Source organism: Haloarcula sp. H-GB4 (genome assembly GCF_030848575.1).
Classification (GTDB): Archaea; Halobacteriota; Halobacteria; order Halobacteriales; family Haloarculaceae; genus Haloarcula.
Map to the genome: position 1 here is coordinate 1,001,860 of NZ_JAVDDX010000002.1, position 19,904 is coordinate 1,021,763.

Genomic DNA, 19,904 nt, shown 5'->3' on the forward strand with positions numbered 1-19,904 from the left:
GACACATGGATGTGCACGTGCAGGGTGGGCCGGCCGAACCGTTTCTCGGAGCGAGGGACCTCTTCTCGACGGAACACGACCTGAAACGACCAGTGACTGTCCGGGTCCGGGAGGACCCTGACGAGCGTACCCGCGTCAGCCACAGCGATGACGCTCACAGGCTGACAATCTCCCGTCAAGCCGCGACGAGCGCGATGGCCCGCGAACTGGCGTTACACGAATACGCGCACATGCACCACCACGAACGCGGACATCCGTCACACACACAATCGACGCGGGAAGCCATCTACCTCGCATTGGCGGGGCGCTCGGTCGAACAGCGAAAGCTCACGCACTGTTACCAGATCGCCAACCACATGAAAGACGTCTACGCCGACGACATCTGGATGCCGGTGGTGCCCGGCGACAAACTGGTGCCGTTTCTGGAAGCCAGCCTCGCGGCTGCCGTCGCGGACCGGCCCGACGACCCACCGACATGGGACCGCTCGGCATCGCCGACTCGAGTGCGACATCTAGGCGAACCGGCCGCACGGCTGACACCAGCTGCAGACCCGGATATCACAGCCGTCAACGCGGCGTTCGCCCTTGCGCTGTGTGAGCGCCACGACCTAGTCGAGACGGACCACCGGCTGTACGACCTCGCCCACGCCGCGGCCCAAGACGCCGAATCGATCGACCTCGCGGAGTTCAAGCACCACTTCGCAGCACTCGCGCCCGAGCCGGACGAGTCCGAGTTTCGGAAGGCGCTCGTCGACGTGACTCGCGCGTACGCTGGCGGCGGCGGCCGCGCAGCAGACTGAAGCCGAATGCGCTAGTGCTGTCTGATTCACTGACGATCGGTGTTGTCACACGCAGGCGATGGCCTCGTTGCCGTCGACTGCAGGCTTCGCTCATGCGCGAATGTAGATTAGCCGGCAGAACTGTTTTTGCGTGGACTTGTGAACTAGTTGACCATGACTGAGGCGCTTCGCGGCCGGCATCTCGACGGCGAAACCGATGTCGTCGGCGAACGGATCCGGGTATTACACATCGACGACGATCCCGACTTCGTGGCCGTCGCAGCGGATTCCCTAGAGGCCGCGGACGATCGAATCTCCGTCGAAACCGCGACCAGCGCACGAGACGGGCTTGACCGGCTCGCCCAGAAGGGATTCGACGCTGTCGTCTCCGACTACGATATGCCGAAGATGAACGGCGTCGAACTGCTCGATTCGATTCGGGAGACAAACCCGGATCTACCGTTCATTCTGTTCACCGGCAAAGGGAGTGAAGAGGTAGCCAGCGAAGCCATCTCGATGGGTGTAACCGACTATCTACAGAAGTCGTTCGGTGTCGAGGTGTACGAACTGCTGGCCAACCGCATCGAAAACGCGGTCTCTGAGTACCGCGCGAAGCGACAGGCCGCCGAGTCAGAACGCCGCGTCCGTGAACTCACTGAGGCGACTCATGATATCCTCTGGGAGTTCACCGCCGACCTGAGTGAACTGCTCGTGATCAACTCCGCCTACGAGGATATCTGGGGCCGGTCAGTTGCCAAGCTCCGGGAGAACCCCCACGACTTCCTGAACGGGATCCACCCCGAGGACCGTGAACTGATGAAAGACACGATGCAGAGCCTCATGGATGGCGAGTCGGCCGATGTCGAATGCCGTGTCAACGCAGCAGAAGAATATCAGCGCTGGGTCTGGATACAGGGCGAGCCGATCACGAACGACGCCGGTGAGATAGTTCGTGTGGCCGGATTCGCTCGTGACATCACCGAGCGGCGGAACCGCGAGCGCGAGCTCGAAGCCACAAAGAACCAGCTCGCGGAGCACAACCAGACGCTCCGGACACTCTACGAGATCAGCGCCGACGCCGACGCCTCGTTCGAAGAGAAGATACAGGCAGTCCTGGACCTAGGCCGGGAGCGTCTTGGGACCGCTAGCGCGTTCCTGTCCTCGAATGATATTGACCGCGATGAGTTCACCATCCGCTATGCGAGCGGAAGCGATGACCGACTCAAGCCGGGAACTGTCACGCCACTGTCACAGTCGTACTGCCGGAAGATGATCGATACAGGGAGCATCATGGCAATCGCGGAGGCACCCGAAGAGGGGTGGGCCTCGGACCCGGCATACGAACGCTGGGAATACGAGACGTACATCAGCGGCGAGGTCCGTGTCCGTGACGCACATTCAGGGACGCTCTGTTTCGTTGACCGGGCGCACCGCGAGACACCGTTCACGGAGGAAGAAAAGACGTTTGTCCATCTCGCAACGCAGTGGGTGAGCTATGAACTCGAACGCCAACAGCGCGAGCAGCGCCTCGAGCGGTACAAAGAGTACACGGACGATATGCTGGATGCCATCGACGACGTGTTCTACGTCCTCGACAGCGACGGCCGCTTCCGGCGCTGGAACGAGAGTCTGCTGAACGTGACCGGCTACTCGGCCGCGGAAGTAGCTGGGACCCACGGAACCGAGTTCTTCCCGGAGGAGTATCGAGACCTCGTTGCGGCCGCTATCGAATCGGTGTTCGAGGGCGGAACCACCCGCGTGGAGATACCGTTTGTTGCGAAATCCGGGGACCGGATTCCCCACGAGTTCACGGCGACCCGTGTCGAGGACCCTGACGGGAATCCGATGCTGGCCGGCATCGGCCGAGATATCACCGAACGGAAGGCACGTGAACAGGAGCTTACGCGGACGAAGGAGCTTCTCGATCAGGCCCAGCGGATCGCGAGTGTCGGCGGCTGGGAGATAGACGTGACGACTGACCCACCGGAGTTGACGGCGACAGGCGAGTTCTACCGACTACACGGCTTGACACCGGAGGCGGAGATGAGCATCGAATCTCTCGTCGATCTGTACCATCCCGACGACAGAGAAACGATCATGGCTGAGTTCCATCGAGCAATAGAAACGACCGAAGGGTACGACATGGAGGTGCGCATCGAGGACGACGACACGTACCGGTGGGTCCGAACACTGTGTGAACCGGTCACCGAGAACGGCGACGTTGTCAAGCTCCGGGGCTCGGTTCAGGATATCACTGACCGAAAGCTCCGGGAGCGTGAACTTGAGGGTGCACGCGAACGGATGGAGATCGCGCTGGAGACCACCAATGCGGTCGTCTGGGACCGCGAGTTCGAGTCCGGCGACCTATCGTACTACCCCGGGTCCGAGACACTGTACGACACTGACATCGAGTCGCTGGACGAGTTTTTACCGCTGGTCCATCCAGAGGACCAGGCAGACGTGGCGGCCCGCATTGAGTCGGCAGCCGAAAGCGGGACGTATGAAGCCGAATTCCGGATCATCTGTGACGGCGAGGTCCGCTGGATAGAGGCGAAGGGGCGCGTCGAATCCGACAGCGACGGGACACCGGTCCGAGCAATCGGTATTGACCGGGACATCACTGAGCGTAAGCGCCGCGAGCAGGAACTGGAAGAGACGAACGAACGCCTCGAAGAGTTCACTAGCATCGTCAGCCACGACCTCAGGAATCCGCTGTCAGTCGCCGAGGGGCGCATCGAACTGGCCCAGCAGGAGTACGATAGCGAACACCTCGACAGCGCCAGTGACGCGCTCGAACGGATGCGAACGCTCATCGACGACCTGCTCGCGACCGCACGCGATGAGCAGTCGCCGGTTGACGGCGGCGTAGTGGCGCTCACGGACGCGGCCGAACAGTGCTGGCACAACGTCGAAACCAGCGACGCCAACCTCACTGTCGAGACGGACGCCGTTGTTCGTGCCGACAGGAGTCGATTGGAACAACTGCTTGAGAACCTGTTCAGTAACAGCGTGGAGCACGGCAGCGACGACGTGGCAGTCACCATCGGAGAACTTGACGATGGCTTCTATGTCGAGGACGACGGCGAGGGTATCGACGAGGAAAACCGGTCACGCGTGTTCGAAACAGGCTACTCGACATCGGACGCTGGAACCGGATTTGGGCTCTGGATCGTCGCGGAGATCGCCGATGCCCACGACTGGACGGTGACTATCGACGAGAGTAGCGAGGGCGGCGCACGGTTCGAGATTACCGGTGTCGATATCGTGGAGTAATAGCGTAGCGAAGCCATCAGTTGTACTCAGTCGTACGCAAGCGACTGGCTAGACCGGGACAAGCGGCGACACCGCCAGCGCGATGCCGAGGGCCAGTACCGGGTAGTCACGACGGTCGAATGTGAGCGGCGGAAGCGTCGGGTTCCAGGCGAAACAGCGGGCCCGCAGGGCGACCGAGAGCCGGTCTGAGCGGTCGAGCGTCCGTTCCAGTGACCGGACGGCAAGCAGCCGAACGCGGTCCCGGAGCGGGCGGGCCTCGCCGCCACGGGCGTGGATCGCGTCGCGCACCTCTCGAACGTCAGCGAGCACCAGCGGGAATAACCGGACGACAAGCGCCATCCCGATGCCGAGAATCTGGCCGGGCTTCCCGGGTATCAGACGCTGGACCGCCGCCCGCGTGTCCCGGACCGGCGTCGACGTGAGGTAGGCGGCGCTGACGAGCAACACCGGGAGGACACGCCCGACGTGCAAGGCAGAGCGGAGCGCCGGGTCGATCCGAAACCACGGTGGGCCAAGCGCCACGCCGGCGACGAACGGGGCCAGCGCCAGCACTGCGAGGACGACCCGATACGAGTGCAAAACGGCCAGTGGCGAGAGCCGCGCCGCCGCGAGGGTACCCAGTGCGAATGCGAGCGTCCCGAGAAGCCATGGGAGCGTGGGGTGAGCGACCGCGGCAATAGCGAGCCCGAACTGGACCAGCAGCTTCGACCGTGGGTCCAGCCGATGCGCAAACGTCGTGCCGGGTCGGTAGCTCAACATCGCGGGTCTCGGATGCCGAGGTCCGGGAGGGTGTCGAGCGCTTCGGCTGGCGACGCATCGAGAACGACCTGCCCCTCGTGCAGCGCGACGACGCGGTCGGCCCGCTCGTGGAGGTCCCGGAGATCGTGCGTGACGATGATGACACCCGTGCCATCAGCGACCAGCGCGTCGAGGTGGTCAAGCACTGACTTCCTCGCCGGCCAGTCGAGTCCGACGAGCGGTTCGTCGAGCACGAGGTAATCCGGCTCCATAGCGAGTGCGCCGGCGATGGCGACGCGGGCCTGCTCACCGCCGGAGAGAGCGTCGATACGGCTCTCGGCGGCACCACCGAGGTCGACAGCGTCGAGCGCCGTCTCGACCCGGCGGTCGATCTCTGTCCTGTCGAGCCCGAGGTTCTCCGGGCCGAAGGCCACGTCAGCCGCTACGGTCGCAGCGACGAACTGGTCGCGTGGGTGCTGGAACACCATCCCGATGCGCGTCCGGGCGACGACGGGGTCGTCCGTCACGTCTGTTCCGTCGACAGTGACCGTTCCGGCGTCGGGGGCCAGTAAGGCGTTGAAATGCCGGACAAGCGTCGTCTTACCGCTCCCATTGGGCCCGGCGAGCAGACAGTACTGGCCAGCAGGTATCGACAGCGTCACCCCGTCGAGGACATCGACATCGCCGTACCGATAGCGCAGGTTGCTGACCTCGATCATCAATCGCCGAGGTACCCACCCTGCACGATGGCGATCGCGATACCGAGCTTCAGGAGGTCAAGCGGGATATACGGAGCCATCACAGCGGCGGCGCGAGTGAGTGGTAGGCCAGTTACGAATGACATCCACGGGATGCCGATAGCATACACGACGGCAACCGCCGCGGTGAGCGCGACGACCTGCACCGGGACAGAGAGGTTCACGACCGGTTTCGGCGCTATGCTCCGGTGCGCGATGGCGCCGGCAACGACCGCACCGACGAGGAAGCCAACAAGGAAGCCGCCGGTCCCCTGCCCGGCAATGACGTAGCCCAGACCCGCGTTCGCGTTCGAGAATACCGGAGCGCCGGCAATACCGACAAGCACGTACAACAGCAGGGCGACGCCGCCCCACAGCGGCCCCAACAGCAGGCCGGCGAAGAACATCCCGAAGGGCTGTAGCGAGAACGGCGGTAGCGTCCCCGGGAGCGGGATAGATATCTGTGCGAGCGCCGCGGTCAGCGCCGCGAGCAGCACCGCCTTCGTGAACAAGCCCACAGTGTCGTCATCAACGAGGTCGACAGATTGCTCTGTTGCCATGGGTCTCCCTCTCTCGTCAACTGAAATATAGCCAGTGGTTCACGGAGCGCGTTTCCGCTGGCCGCCCGCGTCGTTCACTCGGCGGGCGTGACGCGCACGAGTACGTCGTCACGCTCTCGCGGGAATCCGTCGCCAGCCCGCCCGTCGCGGTTCGACGTGACGAGGTACAGCCCGCCGTCTGGGCCCTGCTCAACGTGGCGAATCCGACCGAGTTCGTCGGCCAGCAGAGAGTGGGTCGTCGCGGTGTAGGCGTCGTCGGTCCAGTCCGCGTCGTACACCTCGGCGTCGGCACCCGGTGGCAGGTCCGCACCGGCCGGTGTTAGCGTCGTCATGAGGAGTTTCTGACCCTTCAGGCCACCGGTGAGCAGTCGGTTCCGGAGCAAGGGCACAGCATCGCCGGTGTAAAACAGCGAGCCGGCGGGTGCCCACCCGCCAGTGTTGCCCGTGTTGGCGAGCGGCCGCCGGACCTCGGGGTCAGCATCGAGGTACTCCGCGTGCTTGCGAGTGTCGGGCCAGCCGTAGTAGCCCCCAGCTTCGAGACGGTTGAGTTCGTCCCGTCCGGTCGGGCCGTGCTCGGAGGCGACGAGCGTCCCGTCGGGGAGCCAGGCCAGTCCCTGTGGGTTCCGGTGGCCGTAGGTGAACACCCGCGGGTCTCCGCCCAGATTTGGGTTCCCGGGCGCAGGGTTGCCCGCAGGCGTCACGCGGAGGACCTTCCCGCCGAGCGAGTCGGTGTCGGCAGACAGTTCGCCGTCGCCCGCGTCCCCCGTCGTAATCCAGAGATAGTTCTCGGGGCCGAACGTGAGCCGCCCGCCGTTGTGTATCTTGCTCCCGGGAATGTCGCCGATGAGGACTGACTCCGTGGCAGCCGGGTCCTCGGCCGACACGTCCATCGCGACGACCCGATTGACCCGTACGTCGTCGGCGGTCATTGTCGTGTAGTAGACGTACACCACCGGCGGATCGGGATAGGTTGGGTGTGCGGCGACGCCGAGCGTGCCGCCCTCACCGCCGGTGACCCACCAGCTGTCGTCGCTTGATTCCGCGTCGATGACCTCGGCCGGTTCAGTGACTGTTCGAACGCTGCCGTCCACGAACGAGAGGACGCGTCCGACCCGTTCGGTGAGAAACAGCGTTCCGTCCGCGGCAAACGAGAGGTCCCACGGGATTTCGAGGTCTTCTATGAGTGGTTCGGTGGCGAGCGGCGTGTCAGCCGGCGACGTGGTCGGAGCCGTCCAGTCGGTGTCGGGAGACTGGGTACGCTCGTGGCTGAGGGATACGTCGTAGCGCTCCAGCGCCCGGGTCGGGCCTGCCGCCGTTGTAGTCGTCGGGTCCGGGGGCTCCGTCTGTGTCCCGGACTCACCGCGACAGCCGGCCAGTACAGTCGCTCCGATACCGCCAAGCGCGGCGAGATACTGGCGGCGGGAGCGGGCGTCACGGCAGGGGTTTCGCATAGATTTCTCTGCCGAGTATGGAAGAATAAAGATGTCGGAGACAGCCGAGTTAGCGAGCGGCAGCCGCGACGCGTTCTTTCTCTTCTTTCTGGTTGACGGCGTAGGTCTGGACGTCGTCGTTAGCAGCACCGATGAGCTGCTGTGCGAGCGATTCGGCGGCACTCGTGGTGGTCTTGAACGAGCCACCGTAGACGCCCTCAGCGAGGAACTTCAGGGCCTGGTCGACGCGGCGCTGTGGCGCGACGTCGACGGCCTTCGGGACCGAGATACCACCGTATTTCAGGCGGACGGTCTCCTCTCGGGGGGCGCTGTTCTCGACAGCACTGACGAGCACCTGAATCGGGTTCTCGTCGGTGCGCTCGTGAACGATTTCGAACGCCTCGGTGACGATGGAGGTCGCAAGCTGTTTCTTGCCCGTGTTCTCGTCAGTCTGCATCAGGCGGTTGACCAGCCGCTCGACGATGCTGATCTCGCTTTTCTTGAACTGCTTGTCCGCGTGTCGCCCCATCGTGTGGGCGATCGGCGTGACAGTGATGTAGCGCTCGGTCGAGGGGTCGGAGTACTCGATGTCCGTGATTTCCCACTCGCCGAACAGCTTCGCGCGGGCCGTCTCCGACTCGCTTTCCTCAGCCGCGTCAGCGTCAGCTTCGGGTGTGTCTTCTGCACTCATGGTTATCGGACCGGTTTCTCCGCGTTCCCGCGAACGAGTTCAATAAGGGAGACACCGTTGACCTTCTCGACCTTGTAGTTAACACCGGAGAGGTCGCCCATCGCGCGGCCCTTCGCCCCGCCGATACCCGCGATCGTGACCTCGTCGTGCTCGTCAATGAAAGAGATAGCGCCGTCACCGGGACAGAACGCGGTGACCTGCTTACCGTTCTTGATGAGCTGGACGCGGACACACTTCCGGATAGCGGAGTTCGGCTGCTTAGCCTCGATTCCGACTTTTTCCAGTACAATACCTCGTCCCTGGGGCGCACCCTCGAGCGGGTCGGACTTCTTGCCCAGGCCGCGTTCGCGACGCGCGTAGTCAGTGTCGGACCACCGGTGCTGCTGGCGGTCCTTCTTGAGCTTGCGCGCGGCGTACTTGCCGTTCGCCATAGTAGGCACTGGTACCTTTCGGAGGTACTTAAGACTCCTCTTTCGGACTCAGCCGGTAGCGTTGGCGTGTGTGGCGTTCTGTGCCATAGACGGGTCAAAAGTGCGGTAGATAGCGCGAGGGAAGGGACACGACAACGGGAAAGAAGCGGTCAACACGATGTTTCCGTCGGGGTATGACGCTCAACGCAACACGCTACCATCTGTCGAGAATCCGCGCTCTGCGACGTCGACCCCGCACAGGAGTCGACTAACACTATCGGCGGCAACCGTTTCGATGGGGCCGACAGCCTGAATTGACAGGCCCCTTCACAGCCGTGCAGCCGACAGTATGCACGTCAGCGGCTACAGGTCCCGTGCCACAGCCCGTCAACGGGGAGATAACGCACGTTCTTGGAATCAGGTGTGATAACTGGGTAGGTGGTTTCTAGTACCGGCGCTTGGGTTATTCAGACAGACCCGCCGTAGTAGCTATGAAACTTGAACAACGTCTCCCAGATGTCGTCCGGCAAACGTATCTCCGGAAGCTGGCGCTTATCATTCTCTGTATTGCCCTGCTCGTTGCAGGTGTTAGCGTCACCGCGGAGCGGACGGTTGCAGACGAACTGACAGAACAGCGCGAGAACGAACTGCAGACCGGCACCGTCCAGACAGCGGCCACGACAGCGGACTGGGTTCGGAGCCAGCGCAACGCCGCGCGAACCCTCTCGACGCTGTCCGACGTTCAGGAGGGGAGTCCGACGATGATCCGTGGCGCGTTACAGCGGCAAGCGTTCTACCAGCCGGACTCGGTGTACGCCATCCATTACGTCAATGAAGAGACTCTAGAAATCAGGGAGTCGTCGCTGAGCGACCGACGCGAGACATCGCTCCGGACGGATGACTTCGCATGGGAGGGCGAGAGCCTCTCGGTCACCGGGTCGAACTCGGTCGATATGTCGAAAGTGTACACCTACGATGGGGGGAAGTACATCGCCTTCGCGAGCCCGGTCGCTCGAAGCGACAAACTCGTGGTCGTGGTGCATAACGTGACCGCACGGACGGCCCAGTTCCGCAACTCCATCGACGGCGGTGAAACGCGGATCGTCCGACAAGATGGGACGGTCCAGTTCGCCGAGGACGCCTCGACCATCGGCACGCAGTACAACGTCTCCACCAACCTGACCGCACTCACAGCGGAAAACAGCGGCGTGGCCCGGAGTGGGTCATACCTGATCGCCGCGGAGTCTGTCGATGACACGCCGTGGATCGTCGTCAAGCAGGCCCCGAAATCGACCGCCTTCGCGCTCCGTGACAGTATTCAGGGGAGCTTCGTCGCCATCATCGGCGTCTCGCTGGCCGGGTTCGTGCTTATCGGTGTTCTCGTTGGTCGCGGCATTATGCAGTCACTCAGACGGCTCTCAACGCAGGCAGAAGCGCTCGCGGTGGGGAACTTCGACACCGATATCCAACAATCAGATCGCCTCGACGAGGTCGGCGACGTCCAGAACGCCTTCTACGAGATGAAGACGTATCTCGACACCGTCGCCGCACAGGCAGACGCGCTCTCCAGACAGGCGTTCGACGACCCGGCGCTCGATGAGGACGTCCCCGGCCAGCTTGGAGCGTCGCTATCGAGTATGCACGGTAATCTCGAATCGTTCATCAGCGACCTCGAACAGGCCCAGCAGGAGGCCGAGGAGTCCAAAGCGGAAGCAGAAGAGATAGCGGGAACACTCGAACAGCAGGCCGAGGAATTCTCGGCCGTAATGCGGAAAGCAGCCGACGGCGACCTCACCCAGCGCCTCGATACTGACACTGACAACGATGCGATGGCCGATATCGCCGCCGCGTTCAACGATATGCTCGCCCAGCTCGGCCAGACAGTCATGCGTATCCGGGAGTTCGCCGACGACGTCGACGGCTCCGCCGACCAGATCACCGCGAGCGCTACTGAGGTCCGTGGCGCCAGCGAGGAAGTCAGCGAATCCGTGCAGGAGATCGCCGACGGGGCGGAAACGCAGTACGAGAACATCGAAGAAACGGTCGACGAGATGTCGGGCCTCTCCGCGACGGTCGAAGAGGTCGCAGCACAGGCCAACGAAGTCGCGACCACATCGGACGAAGCTGCCGAGATCGGCGAAACCGGCAGCGAGCGCGCATCGGAGGCCATCGAAGTGATGAACGACATCGAGACGCGAGCAGACGAAACAATCGACCGCGTCGAGTCCCTCGACGAGGAGATGGAGCAGATCGGCGACATCGTCGACCTCATCGACGACATCGCTGAACAGACCAATATGCTTGCTCTGAACGCCTCCATCGAGGCCGCGCGGGCCGGTGAAGCGGGTGAAGGGTTCGCCGTCGTCGCCGACGAGATCAAAGGCCTCGCACAGGAGACGACCGAAGCCACCGAAGAAGTCTCGACGGTTATCGAGGATGTGCAGGACACCACCGGCAACGCCGTGACCGACATCAGACAGATGGGCGACTCCGTCACGGACGGCATCGATACCGTCGACGACGCCATCGAGTCGCTTGAGGCCATTGTCGACCGCGTCGAGGAGGTCAACGACGGCATTCAGTCCATCAGCGACGCCACCGACGAACAGGCCGCGACGACGGAAGAGGTCGTGGCGATGACCGACGAGGTCGGGACGATCAGCGAGGAAACCGCTTCTAGCGCCGAGAACGTTGCCGCCGCGGCGGAGGAACAAACCGCGACTATCAACGAGGTCACCAGCGGTATCGAATCCCTGTCCGATCAGGCCGGCGACCTCAGCGAACTCCTGCAGACGTTCGATGTCGATAGCGGACCCTCGCACAGCGATACCGACGTGTACGAGCACGACGCGTCGGACGTCTCAGTGGGCGACGACTGAACGCAGTCGCTTTCCGGTAAGCTTTAGAAAAAGACGATACGAGCGGGACCGCCCCGCTCAGGTCAGTTCGATGCCGTCGATTTCGAAATGCCGCTTGGCCAGTTGCCGGGCGGCATCGATGTTTCGGCCTTCACGGCCGATAGCGGCCCCGCGGTCTTCCTGTGCCACTTCGACGTAGGCGACGGTGTCGTCGTTCTCCGAGACGGTGACGTTGTACACCGCGGCCGGCGCGAGCGCGTTAGCCACGAAGTCCTCGGCCGTCTCGGCGGCTTCGACGAGTTTGACCTCGCGTCCCAGACGCTCTTCAACACGCTCAACCGTCTGGCCGCCCGGGCCGATGGCGTCAGCCATCTCCCCGCGTTTGATCAGATACACCACCTGGTCGTGGTCTTCGTCGACGACGCAATCCCGGACGGTGACGGCTGCCTCGTCCTCGAAGAGGGCGACCAGTCGACGTGCTTCGTCCGAGAGTTCGACCCGCATCAGTCCTGGGTCGTACCCATCCGGAGGTTGACGTCACCGGTGCCAAGTTTGATCGGCTTCCCGACGATGACATTCTCCGTGACGCCGTCGAGTTCGTCGACCTCGCCGTGGATGGCGGCGTCGAGCAGGTGATTGACCGTCACCTCGAACGCTGCACGGGCGAGCACGGAGTCTTTCGACCCCGAGATGCCGTGGCGGCCGATGGACTCGATGGTCCCCTCGTTGGTCATGATGTCGGCCACGAGCATCAGGTGCCGGACGTTCACGTCGTCGAGCCCCTGCTCTTCGAGCGTGTTCATCGTCTCGTTGATAAGCGTCTCGCGGGCCGCTTCGACGCCGAGTTCCCGGTAGATCTCGTGGATGTTGTTACACGTTGTCCGGGAGGCGTCGACGCCTTCGATGTCCAGCACTTCGCCGAAGTCCGAGCCCTCGGTGTAGAGGACAAACTCCTCGCCGTTGTCGGTCTCCTCCTTGCGGATAACGACACGGGTGATTTCCTCAATCCCCTTGAAGACGATCTCCCGCAGCTCCTCGACCAGTTGCAGCAGGTCGCGGTAGCTTGGTTCCTCCGGGCCGAACTCGATGACCGTGCCGGCCTGCCGGGTCGAGACACCGAGGTTCGACTCGATGGTCTCAGCGATCTCCTCGGCGATGGCGTCCGTGTCGTTGACCGTCGGCCACCGCTCCAGCAGCGTGTCCTCGTTGAGGTCGATCTCGACGAGCATGTCTGCGACGTTCGTCGAGATGTCACCGAGCGCGAGGATGCGCGTCGCTTCGATCTTCCAGACGACCTCGTGGGCACGCTCGCGGTCCGTGGCGTACTCCTCGTCGAGGTGGACCGTCATCATCGGCGTGTCCGGCGTCTTCCGGGCGTCCACCAGCTCGATGAGCCGTGGCAGGCCCTGCGTCACGTCGATCTCGGCGACCCCCGCGTAGTGGAACGTGTTCATCGTCATCTGCGTTCCCGGTTCACCGATGGACTGGGCCGAGACGGTCCCGACCGGGTCAAGTGGGTCGACGCGCGTGTCGAGGTAACGGGTCTCGACAGCCTTGGCGATGCGGTCAGCGTCGTCGACGCCGACGCCGCGTTCGTCGATAGTGCTGTACACTTCGTCTTTCAGCCGTCGGGGCAACTCAGTGTCCTCGACGACGGCCTCGATGTCTGCTGATACGTCGTGTGCTGTCATTGTTAGTCGTCACCCTCGGCCATCCACCAGTCGTCGGCGTGCTCCGAGAGGTTGGTCCGCTCGGTGCGGGTCCCGAGGAAGCTCTCTTTCTGTTTCTCGCTCTCGAACTCCTCGTCGAGGACGCTGTCGGCGATCTGATCGACATCCACGATATCGCCGTCCTGGTTCGAGGACACGTCGACCGGCGACGTGCCGTCCTCGCCGAACTCGAACTGGACGATGGTGTCCGAGGTGTCCCGGACAGTCCCATCGTACTGCGTTTCGAGTTCCGAGAGGGCGTTGATGAGGCGGCGCTGCAGGTACCCGGATTTCGACGTCCGGACAGCCGTATCGACAAGCCCCTCGCGGCCACCCATCGCGTGGAAGAAGAACTCCTTCGGGCCGAGCCCGGAGCGGTAGGAGGCCTCCACGAAGCCGTGGGCGTCCGCCGACAGGTCGTTCTCCTCGAAATGTGAGAGGGTGCGGTTCTCGTAGCCGCGGTTGATCCGCTCGCCACGGACTGCCTGCTGGCCGACACAGCCGGCCATCTGGGTCAGGTTCAGCATCGACCCACGCGCACCGGATTCGGCCATGATCACGGCCGGGTTGTCCTCGCCGAAGTGGTCCTCGGCGATGTCACCGGCGGAGTCACGTGCCTTGCCCAGCGTCTGCATGATCTTCATTTCGAGCGTCTCGTCGACGGTCCGGCCGGGCAGCGATTCGAGCTCGCCGCGGTCGTAGGTCTCGATGAGCTCCTCGACGCGGTCGTACGCGCTGTCGATGGCGTCGTTGATCTGCTCTTCTGCTTCCCGCGGAATCGACTCGTCGTCGATGCTGATGGAGAACCCGAAGTGCATGATCGACCGCATCGCCAGCGCCGAGACCTCGTTGACGAGAATCCGGGCACGGGTCCGCGAGTAGTCCTTGGCGATGGTGTCGACAATTTCGCCACCGAAGGCACCGACGGCGTCCTCGTCGATAGTACCGCCGGTCATCTGGCCGTCCTCGACGACGACAGTGTCGCCAGCGGAGGACGTGAACTCTAGATTCAGGTCGTCGGGCAGCAGCTCCGAGAACAGCGAGCGGCCGGTCCAGTACTCCTCGCCGCCCTCGTCGACGCCGTCGGCCTCGGGCAGTTCGTCGATGCGGGTCGCCCGGAGCAGGTCAAGCGCCTGCGTCTCGTTGAACTTCGGATTGGTGTGAGTCAGCAGGTAGGTCCCGCTGATGTGGTCCTGAATCGCGCCGATGATGTTCTCGCCAAAGCGCGGGGAGAGCATCTGTTCCTGCACACGCATGAGGACGCGGGCCTCAGCCCGGGCCTCCTCGTTTTGCAGCGCGTGCATATTCATCTCGTCCCCGTCGAAGTCAGCGTTGTACGGCGGACAGACCGTCGTGTTCAGCCGGAACGTCTTGTACGGCATCACGACGACCTCGTGGGCCATGATGGACATCCGGTGCAGCGACGGCTGGCGGTTGAAGATGATGATGTCGCCGTCAACCAGATGGCGGGACACTTCCCACTCCGCTTCGACCTTCTCTGCGAGTTCCTCGCAGTTCTTCTCGGTCACCTTCAGCCGGCGGCCATCCGGCCGCTTAACGTAGTTCGCGCCGGGGTGTGCTTCAGGCCCGTTGGAGACGTACCGTCGCGCTTCCTCCAGGTTGCGCTCGGTGACGTTCATCGTCTGGGTCATCTCCTTGGCGACCCGGTCCGGCACACCGACCTCGTTCAGCGAGAGCGTCGGGTCCGGCGAGATGACGGTACGAGCGGAGAAGTTCACGCGTTTCCCGGACAGCGAGCCACGGAATCGGCCCTCCTTGCCTTTCAGGCGCTGGGAGAGCGTCTTCAGCGGCCGGCCGGAGCGGTGTCGCGCCGGCGGCGTGCCCGAGATCTCGTTGTCCATGAACGTAGTGACGTGGTACTGCAGCAGTTCCCAGAGGTCCTCGATAATCAGCTGTGGTGCACCCGCCTCGCGGTTCTCCATGAACCGCTGGTTGATGCGGATGATATCCACGAGCTTGTGGGTGAGGTCGTCCTCGGAGCGCTGGCCGTTGTCCAGCGTAATCGAGGGGCGAGCGGTCACCGGCGGCACCGGCAGCACCGTCAGAATCATCCACTCCGGCCGGGAGCGAGCCGGCTTCATGCCTAGTACTTCGATGTCACCGTCCGGGATGTCTTCGAACCAGTCCCGGATGTCGCTGGGCATCAGCTTGTTCATGTCCTCCTCGGTCAGGTCGACCGACAGCGCCTTCTCTAGGGCCTTTCGGTCTTCCTGCCGGGGTCGGAACTCGCCGCTGAGGATCTCCTGAACGCGGCTGCTGTCGATGCCGGTTTCCTCGGAGAGGTCGATCGGTGAGATCGGCTCTTCGGACTCCTCCATCGCGGCGGCGATCCGCTCGGGGTAGTCTGAGGCCAGCACGTCCTGAACCTCGTAGTAGGTAGTCGGCTTCTCGTGTTTGATGTCGTACTGCTTCTCGCCACAGAACGGACAGCGGTCCTTCTTTCGGGCCTGCCGGATTGCGGCCTTTGTCACGTCGTTGAGGTCGCGACCGAGGTCCTGGGTCCGTGTCAGTCGGTCAGCGAACTCATCGCGCTCGTGCTCGTCGAGACAGAGCCGGGAGCACTCCCGGCAGGTCCCGCGCAGGAGTCGGCGGATGAGCTTCGCGAAGCCGACGTGGATGACGGGGGCGGCGAGTTCGATGTGGCCGAAGTGGCCGTTACACGACCCGCTGTGTTTCCCGCAGGTCTTGCACTCCAGCCCGGGGTCGATGACCCCGAGTCGCGGGTCCATCAGCCCCATGTCGATTGGGAAGCCGTCGTCGTCGTACGTGTCGGCCGTGATCACTTTCGTGGCCGACATTTCCCGGTACTCCTCTGGGTCCATCAGCCCGAAACTGAGCTGACCGATTTCCTGGGGTGTCTGTTGTGAGCTCATACTGCGTCCTCCAGTTCGATCCGCGGGGCGATTCCGAGCGCCTTCATTTCGTCGAGCAGGAGCTTGAACGCGTAGGACATCTCGACCTCGTGGATGTCGGTCTCCTCCTCACAGTTCGGACAGTAGATACGCCGCTGTTCGACGTTCTCGACGGCGGTCATCCCACACTGCCCGCAGACGTTGATCCACTCGCGGTCGGACTCATCGAGCAGGCGCTCCTTGAGCGCCATCGCCGCACCGTGCCCGATGAGCACGTCCCGTTCCATCTCACCCACACGGAGGCCACCTTCGCGGGCGCGCCCCTCGGTCGGCTGGCGGGTGAGCACCTGCACCGGCCCGCGCGAGCGGGCGTGCAGCTTGTTCGAGACCATGTGGTACAGCTTCTGGTAGAAAATGTCGCCGACGAAGATCTCCGCGTCGATCTTCTCGCCGGTGATACCGGAGTACATCGTCTCCTTGCCGCTGGAGTCGAAGCCGTGCTCTTCGAGCGAGCCACGGAGTTCCTCCTCGTCCTCGCCGGTGAAGGCGGTGCCGTCGACACGGCGGCCTTCGAGCGCTCCAACCTTCCCGCCGATCATCTCCAGAATGTGGCCGACGGTCATCCGCGACGGCAGCGCGTGCGGATTGATGATGAGGTCCGGGACGACACCCTCCTCGGTGAAGGGCATGTCCTCCTGCGGGGCGATGTGGCCGACGACACCCTTCTGGCCGTGCCGTGAGGCGAACTTGTCCCCGAGTTCGGGGATGCGTTCGTCACGCACAGAGACCTTCGAGAGCTTCGAGCCGTCTTCGCCTTCCATCAGCGTAACCGTGTCCACGACACCGGATTCGCCCGAGCGCATCGTTACGCTCGTCTCCCGGCGCTTCTGTGGTGAGAGACCGCCCATGTCGTCCGGCTCTTCGAGGAACCGGGGCGGACTGGTCTTGCCGAGCAGGACAGCGTTCTCGCCGACCTTCGTCTCGGGGTTGACGAGGCCGTCGTCGTCAAGGTGCGTGTACGCTTCCTCACCGCGTGCGCCGCGGACCTCGTCGTCGGGAATCTCGAAGCGGTCCTCCTGACCACCGGGGTAGCGCCGTTCCTCGCCCTCGTACGTACGGAAGAAGTGCGAGCGGGCGAGCGCACGGTCGACCGACCCCTGGTTCATGACGAGTGCGTCCTCGATATTGAACCCCTCGTAGCTCATCACGGCGACGACGAAGTTCTGTGCCGCGGGGCGGTCGTCGTAGCCGATCTGTTCGGTGGTCTGGGTCTTGACCATCGACAGCTGCGGGTAATGTAGCAGGTGCTGGCGCGTGTCCGGGCGAATACGGTAGTTCGCCGACGGCAGGCCAAGCGACTGCTTGATCATCCCCGACCCCATCGTAATCCGGGGTGAGGCGTTGTGTTCGGGGTAGGGAATCATCCCGGCACCGATACCGAACATCAGCTGCGGGTCGACTTCCAGGTGCGTGTGGTTCTCGGTGAGTTCGCCCTCGTCGACACCGACGAGGATGTCCTCTTCCTCTTCAGCGTCGATGAACTCAACGAGGCCGCGTTCGACGAGCTCTTCGAATTCGAGTTCGCCGTTTTTGACCTGCTCGACCTCCTCGTCGGTCATCAGCGGCTCGCCGTCCTCGACGACCAGCAGCGGGCGTCGGGCACGGCCGGCGTCGGCGTTGATGATGACTTCCCCGGTCCGGTTCTTGACCGAGACGTTGACCATCTGGGAGACATCACCCCGTCGTCGCGCCTGTCGTACCTGTTCTGCGAGCTGTTCCGGGTCGGGATGTGTCCCAACCAGACTACCGTTTACGTATACTTTGGCTTCGCGTCCCTGACTCATGTTAATCGTCCGCGGGCTGCTGTTCGATCGACTCGATACCGGGGATGCCCTGAACCCCCATCTCGGCAAGCTCCTGTTTGAGACCCTGTGGGTCCGATACGTCCTGTGACAGCTCCATCGCCTGGGCAAAGTTCTTCACCAGCCCACAGTTGGGGCCCTCCGGCGTCTCAGAGGGACAGATGCGACCCCATTGGGTCGCGTGCAGATCCCGTGCCTCGAAGTGTGGCTGGGAACGACTGAGCGGCGAGCGCAGTCGGCGGAGGTGTGACAGCACCCCCATGAAGTCGGTCCGGTCGACCAGCTGGCTCACACCAGAGCGGCCACCGACCCAGTTCCCCGTCGCGATCGGGTGCTCGAGTCGCTCAGTCAGCACATCCGAGCGAACGACCGTCGAGACGGACAGCTGGCGGTTTCGCATGTTGGCCCGTTCCAGCTGGTATTTCACGTCCCGGGCAAGCTTGTTCAGCGCCGTCCGGAACAGGTCGGTCATCAGGTCGCCGCTGACCTTCAGGCGCTTGTTGGCGTAGTGGTCCTTGTCGTCGGATTCGCGGCGTTCGAGTGCGAGTTCGAAACACGCCTCGGCCATCCGACAGAGGTAGAATGCTTTGTTGATGCGGACCTCTTCTTCCTCGACGCCTTCCTCGTGTAGATGTGGGAGGAGATAGCGGTCGATAACGTAGTTAGCTCGCTTGAGCTGGTAGTTCTTGCCCTGCCCGGAGGCGACACGCTTGCCCAGCGTCTCGATGGCTTCCTCGGTCGTCTGGACTTCGGCCTCCTCCAAGTTCTCCAGCATGAACTTCACGATTTCCGGGTCCTCGCTGACGCGGTGGACGATCTCCTCGTCCGACTCCAGCCCGAGCGCGCGGACCAGCGTGACGAAGTCGATACTGCCCGAGACGGATGGGAACGAGACTTCCAGCAGTCCGTCCCGCGTCCGTTCACACAGCACCAGCGCGCGGTAGCCACGGCGCTGGGAGAACGTCTTGGCGACCTGCACCTCGTCGCCGTACTTGGTGTCGTACTCGGCCAGAATCTTGTTCGGGGCGAGGTCCTCACTGGTCATCAGCACCCGCTCGGAGCCGTTGACACAGAAGTAGCCACCGGGATCTGCAGGGTCCTCGCCGATGTCGATGAGCTCCTCGTCGTTGAAGCCTGCGATGTTACACTTGTTCGACCCGACCATGATGGGCATCCGCCCGATCTTGGTCTCCGTCCGGTCGACGACTTCTTCCGGTTCTTCCTCGCCACCGCGGACGATGGCCATCTCCATGAACACCGGCGCGGAGTAGGTGATGTTGCGGAGACGGGCTTCCTGCGGGTACAGCAGTTCCTCGCTGCCGTCAGCTTCGCGGACCCGTGGGGTGACGACGCGGACGTCGCCCAGTTCGACCCACACCGGTTCCTGCCCTTCCTTGTCACCGATGTCAGTCTCGATGGTCTCTTTCTCGTCGACGACCTGCTGCATTCCCCGGTCGAGGAACGCATTAAACGAGCGGAAGTGGTGTTCGGCGAGCCGTTCCTTGGCGAAATATTCACGCGATATAGCGCGGCGATCTTGTGTGTCCATTATTCTACCACCAGTCGGTACACGACGGCTTCATCCGTCGTTCTGGAGTCGCGGACGATCCGAACCACGTCACCGACTTCGGCATCATCGGGCAGCGCCTTGTCGGTGCGCTTGATCTTCGGAAGGTCCGTCTTCTTGATTTCATACTCGGTGAGTACTGCTTCGAGGTCGTCCTCGTCGACGACACTGTGGTCTGGGACGAGGTCGTGTTGACTTACATCTACCATGTGTGTGCGTGTGCGTTTGGCCTGCTGCTGGAGAAGGTGGCTGTCACGAGATACTACAGGGTCATACTGTCGGGGTTCATATAACACTTGCCAAGTCGCTCTGCCGTGGCTATTGGACCCGCACACCCTCACGGACTGCGGGCGTGTTTGCTCCTACCAATCACATGCAGCAGACCGGACATAGAACTTTGGGTCTCGTCATGTGCAC

The 19,904-nt window shown here is 63.1% G+C and carries 15 protein-coding genes; 3 read left to right on the forward strand and 12 right to left on the reverse strand.

Translation table 11 applies throughout. The features are described 5' to 3' along the window. The first annotated feature begins 5 nt into the window (after window positions 1-5). Window positions 6-800, forward strand: coding sequence for a DUF5781 family protein (locus RBH20_RS13720; RefSeq protein WP_306709516.1), 795 nt, complete (start codon window positions 6-8; stop codon window positions 798-800). 153 nt (window positions 801-953) lie between these two features. Beyond that, entirely contained in the window at window positions 954-4,052 is a 3,099-nt protein-coding gene (locus RBH20_RS13725) for a PAS domain S-box protein (protein ID WP_306709517.1), read from the forward strand. 48 nt (window positions 4,053-4,100) lie between these two features. Here RBH20_RS13725 and RBH20_RS13730 read toward each other — a convergent pair whose 3' ends face one another. The 6 genes from RBH20_RS13730 to RBH20_RS13755 form a co-directional block, all read right to left on the reverse strand. After that, complete coding sequence (locus RBH20_RS13730; RefSeq protein ID WP_306709519.1) at window positions 4,101-4,811, reverse strand: energy-coupling factor transporter transmembrane protein EcfT; 711 nt, start codon at window positions 4,809-4,811, stop codon at window positions 4,101-4,103. Continuing rightward, window positions 4,805-5,509: an energy-coupling factor ABC transporter ATP-binding protein gene (locus RBH20_RS13735; protein WP_306709521.1), complete on the reverse strand. Its 705-nt coding sequence runs from the start codon at window positions 5,507-5,509 to the stop codon at window positions 4,805-4,807. The genes RBH20_RS13730 and RBH20_RS13735 overlap by 7 nt, the downstream gene beginning before the upstream one ends. Beyond that, window positions 5,509-6,087, reverse strand: coding sequence for a biotin transporter BioY (locus RBH20_RS13740; RefSeq protein ID WP_306709523.1), 579 nt, complete (start codon window positions 6,085-6,087; stop codon window positions 5,509-5,511). The genes RBH20_RS13735 and RBH20_RS13740 overlap by 1 nt, the downstream gene beginning before the upstream one ends. A gap of 74 nt (window positions 6,088-6,161) precedes the next feature. Next, window positions 6,162-7,538, reverse strand: coding sequence for a PQQ-dependent sugar dehydrogenase (locus RBH20_RS13745; protein WP_306709525.1), 1,377 nt, complete (start codon window positions 7,536-7,538; stop codon window positions 6,162-6,164). A gap of 49 nt (window positions 7,539-7,587) precedes the next feature. Continuing rightward, window positions 7,588-8,208 (reverse strand): 30S ribosomal protein S7, encoded by a 621-nt coding sequence (locus RBH20_RS13750; protein ID WP_306709527.1) that lies wholly within the window; start codon window positions 8,206-8,208, stop codon window positions 7,588-7,590. Window positions 8,209-8,210: 2 nt separating this feature from the next. Beyond that, window positions 8,211-8,639: a 30S ribosomal protein S12 gene (locus tag RBH20_RS13755; protein WP_306709529.1), complete on the reverse strand. Its 429-nt coding sequence runs from the start codon at window positions 8,637-8,639 to the stop codon at window positions 8,211-8,213. A gap of 470 nt (window positions 8,640-9,109) precedes the next feature. On the opposite strand from RBH20_RS13755, the gene RBH20_RS13760 reads away from it, so the two are divergent. Then, entirely contained in the window at window positions 9,110-11,497 is a 2,388-nt protein-coding gene (locus RBH20_RS13760; protein ID WP_306709532.1) for a methyl-accepting chemotaxis protein, read from the forward strand. Window positions 11,498-11,554: 57 nt separating this feature from the next. On the opposite strand, the gene RBH20_RS13765 is transcribed toward RBH20_RS13760, so the two are convergent. The 6 genes from RBH20_RS13765 to RBH20_RS13790 are packed head-to-tail and all read right to left on the reverse strand — an operon-like array spanning window position 11,555 to window position 19,696. Beyond that, window positions 11,555-11,980 carry a NusA-like transcription termination signal-binding factor gene (locus RBH20_RS13765; protein WP_306709534.1) on the reverse strand — a complete coding sequence of 142 codons (426 nt, stop codon included), beginning with the start codon at window positions 11,978-11,980 and terminating at the stop codon, window positions 11,555-11,557. Continuing rightward, window positions 11,980-13,167, reverse strand: coding sequence for a DNA-directed RNA polymerase subunit A'' (rpoA2, locus tag RBH20_RS13770; protein WP_306709537.1), 1,188 nt, complete (start codon window positions 13,165-13,167; stop codon window positions 11,980-11,982). The genes RBH20_RS13765 and rpoA2 overlap by 1 nt, the downstream gene beginning before the upstream one ends. A gap of 2 nt (window positions 13,168-13,169) precedes the next feature. After that, window positions 13,170-16,079 carry a DNA-directed RNA polymerase subunit A' gene (locus RBH20_RS13775; protein WP_306709539.1) on the reverse strand — a complete coding sequence of 970 codons (2,910 nt, stop codon included), beginning with the start codon at window positions 16,077-16,079 and terminating at the stop codon, window positions 13,170-13,172. After that, window positions 16,076-17,902: a DNA-directed RNA polymerase subunit B gene (rpoB, locus tag RBH20_RS13780; RefSeq protein ID WP_306709541.1), complete on the reverse strand. Its 1,827-nt coding sequence runs from the start codon at window positions 17,900-17,902 to the stop codon at window positions 16,076-16,078. The genes RBH20_RS13775 and rpoB overlap by 4 nt, the downstream gene beginning before the upstream one ends. A 1-nt stretch (window position 17,903) precedes the next feature. Further along, entirely contained in the window at window positions 17,904-19,469 is a 1,566-nt protein-coding gene (locus RBH20_RS13785; protein WP_306709543.1) for a DNA-directed RNA polymerase subunit B'', read from the reverse strand. Further along, a complete protein-coding gene (locus tag RBH20_RS13790) occupies window positions 19,469-19,696 on the reverse strand; it encodes a DNA-directed RNA polymerase subunit H (protein WP_004959115.1) in 228 nt (75 codons plus the stop codon). The genes RBH20_RS13785 and RBH20_RS13790 overlap by 1 nt, the downstream gene beginning before the upstream one ends. Window positions 19,697-19,904: the final 208 nt, after the last annotated feature.

Coding starts and splice junctions, on each gene's coding strand:
- RBH20_RS13745 (WP_306709525.1), bottom strand. CDS start 7,538: ATGCGAAACCCCTGCCGTGACGCCCGCTCCCGCCGCCAGTATCTCGCC.
- RBH20_RS13735 (WP_306709521.1), bottom strand. CDS start 5,509: ATGATCGAGGTCAGCAACCTGCGCTATCGGTACGGCGATGTCGATGTC.
- rpoB (WP_306709541.1), bottom strand. CDS start 17,902: ATGAGTCAGGGACGCGAAGCCAAAGTATACGTAAACGGTAGTCTGGTT.
- RBH20_RS13775 (WP_306709539.1), bottom strand. CDS start 16,079: ATGAGCTCACAACAGACACCCCAGGAAATCGGTCAGCTCAGTTTCGGG.
- RBH20_RS13790 (WP_004959115.1), bottom strand. CDS start 19,696: ATGGTAGATGTAAGTCAACACGACCTCGTCCCAGACCACAGTGTCGTC.
- RBH20_RS13760 (WP_306709532.1), top strand. CDS start 9,110: ATGAAACTTGAACAACGTCTCCCAGATGTCGTCCGGCAAACGTATCTC.
- RBH20_RS13755 (WP_306709529.1), bottom strand. CDS start 8,639: ATGGCGAACGGCAAGTACGCCGCGCGCAAGCTCAAGAAGGACCGCCAG.
- RBH20_RS13765 (WP_306709534.1), bottom strand. CDS start 11,980: ATGCGGGTCGAACTCTCGGACGAAGCACGTCGACTGGTCGCCCTCTTC.
- rpoA2 (WP_306709537.1), bottom strand. CDS start 13,167: ATGACAGCACACGACGTATCAGCAGACATCGAGGCCGTCGTCGAGGAC.
- RBH20_RS13785 (WP_306709543.1), bottom strand. CDS start 19,469: ATGGACACACAAGATCGCCGCGCTATATCGCGTGAATATTTCGCCAAG.
- RBH20_RS13740 (WP_306709523.1), bottom strand. CDS start 6,087: ATGGCAACAGAGCAATCTGTCGACCTCGTTGATGACGACACTGTGGGC.
- RBH20_RS13730 (WP_306709519.1), bottom strand. CDS start 4,811: ATGTTGAGCTACCGACCCGGCACGACGTTTGCGCATCGGCTGGACCCA.
- RBH20_RS13725 (WP_306709517.1), top strand. CDS start 954: ATGACTGAGGCGCTTCGCGGCCGGCATCTCGACGGCGAAACCGATGTC.
- RBH20_RS13720 (WP_306709516.1), top strand. CDS start 6: ATGGATGTGCACGTGCAGGGTGGGCCGGCCGAACCGTTTCTCGGAGCG.
- RBH20_RS13750 (WP_306709527.1), bottom strand. CDS start 8,208: ATGAGTGCAGAAGACACACCCGAAGCTGACGCTGACGCGGCTGAGGAA.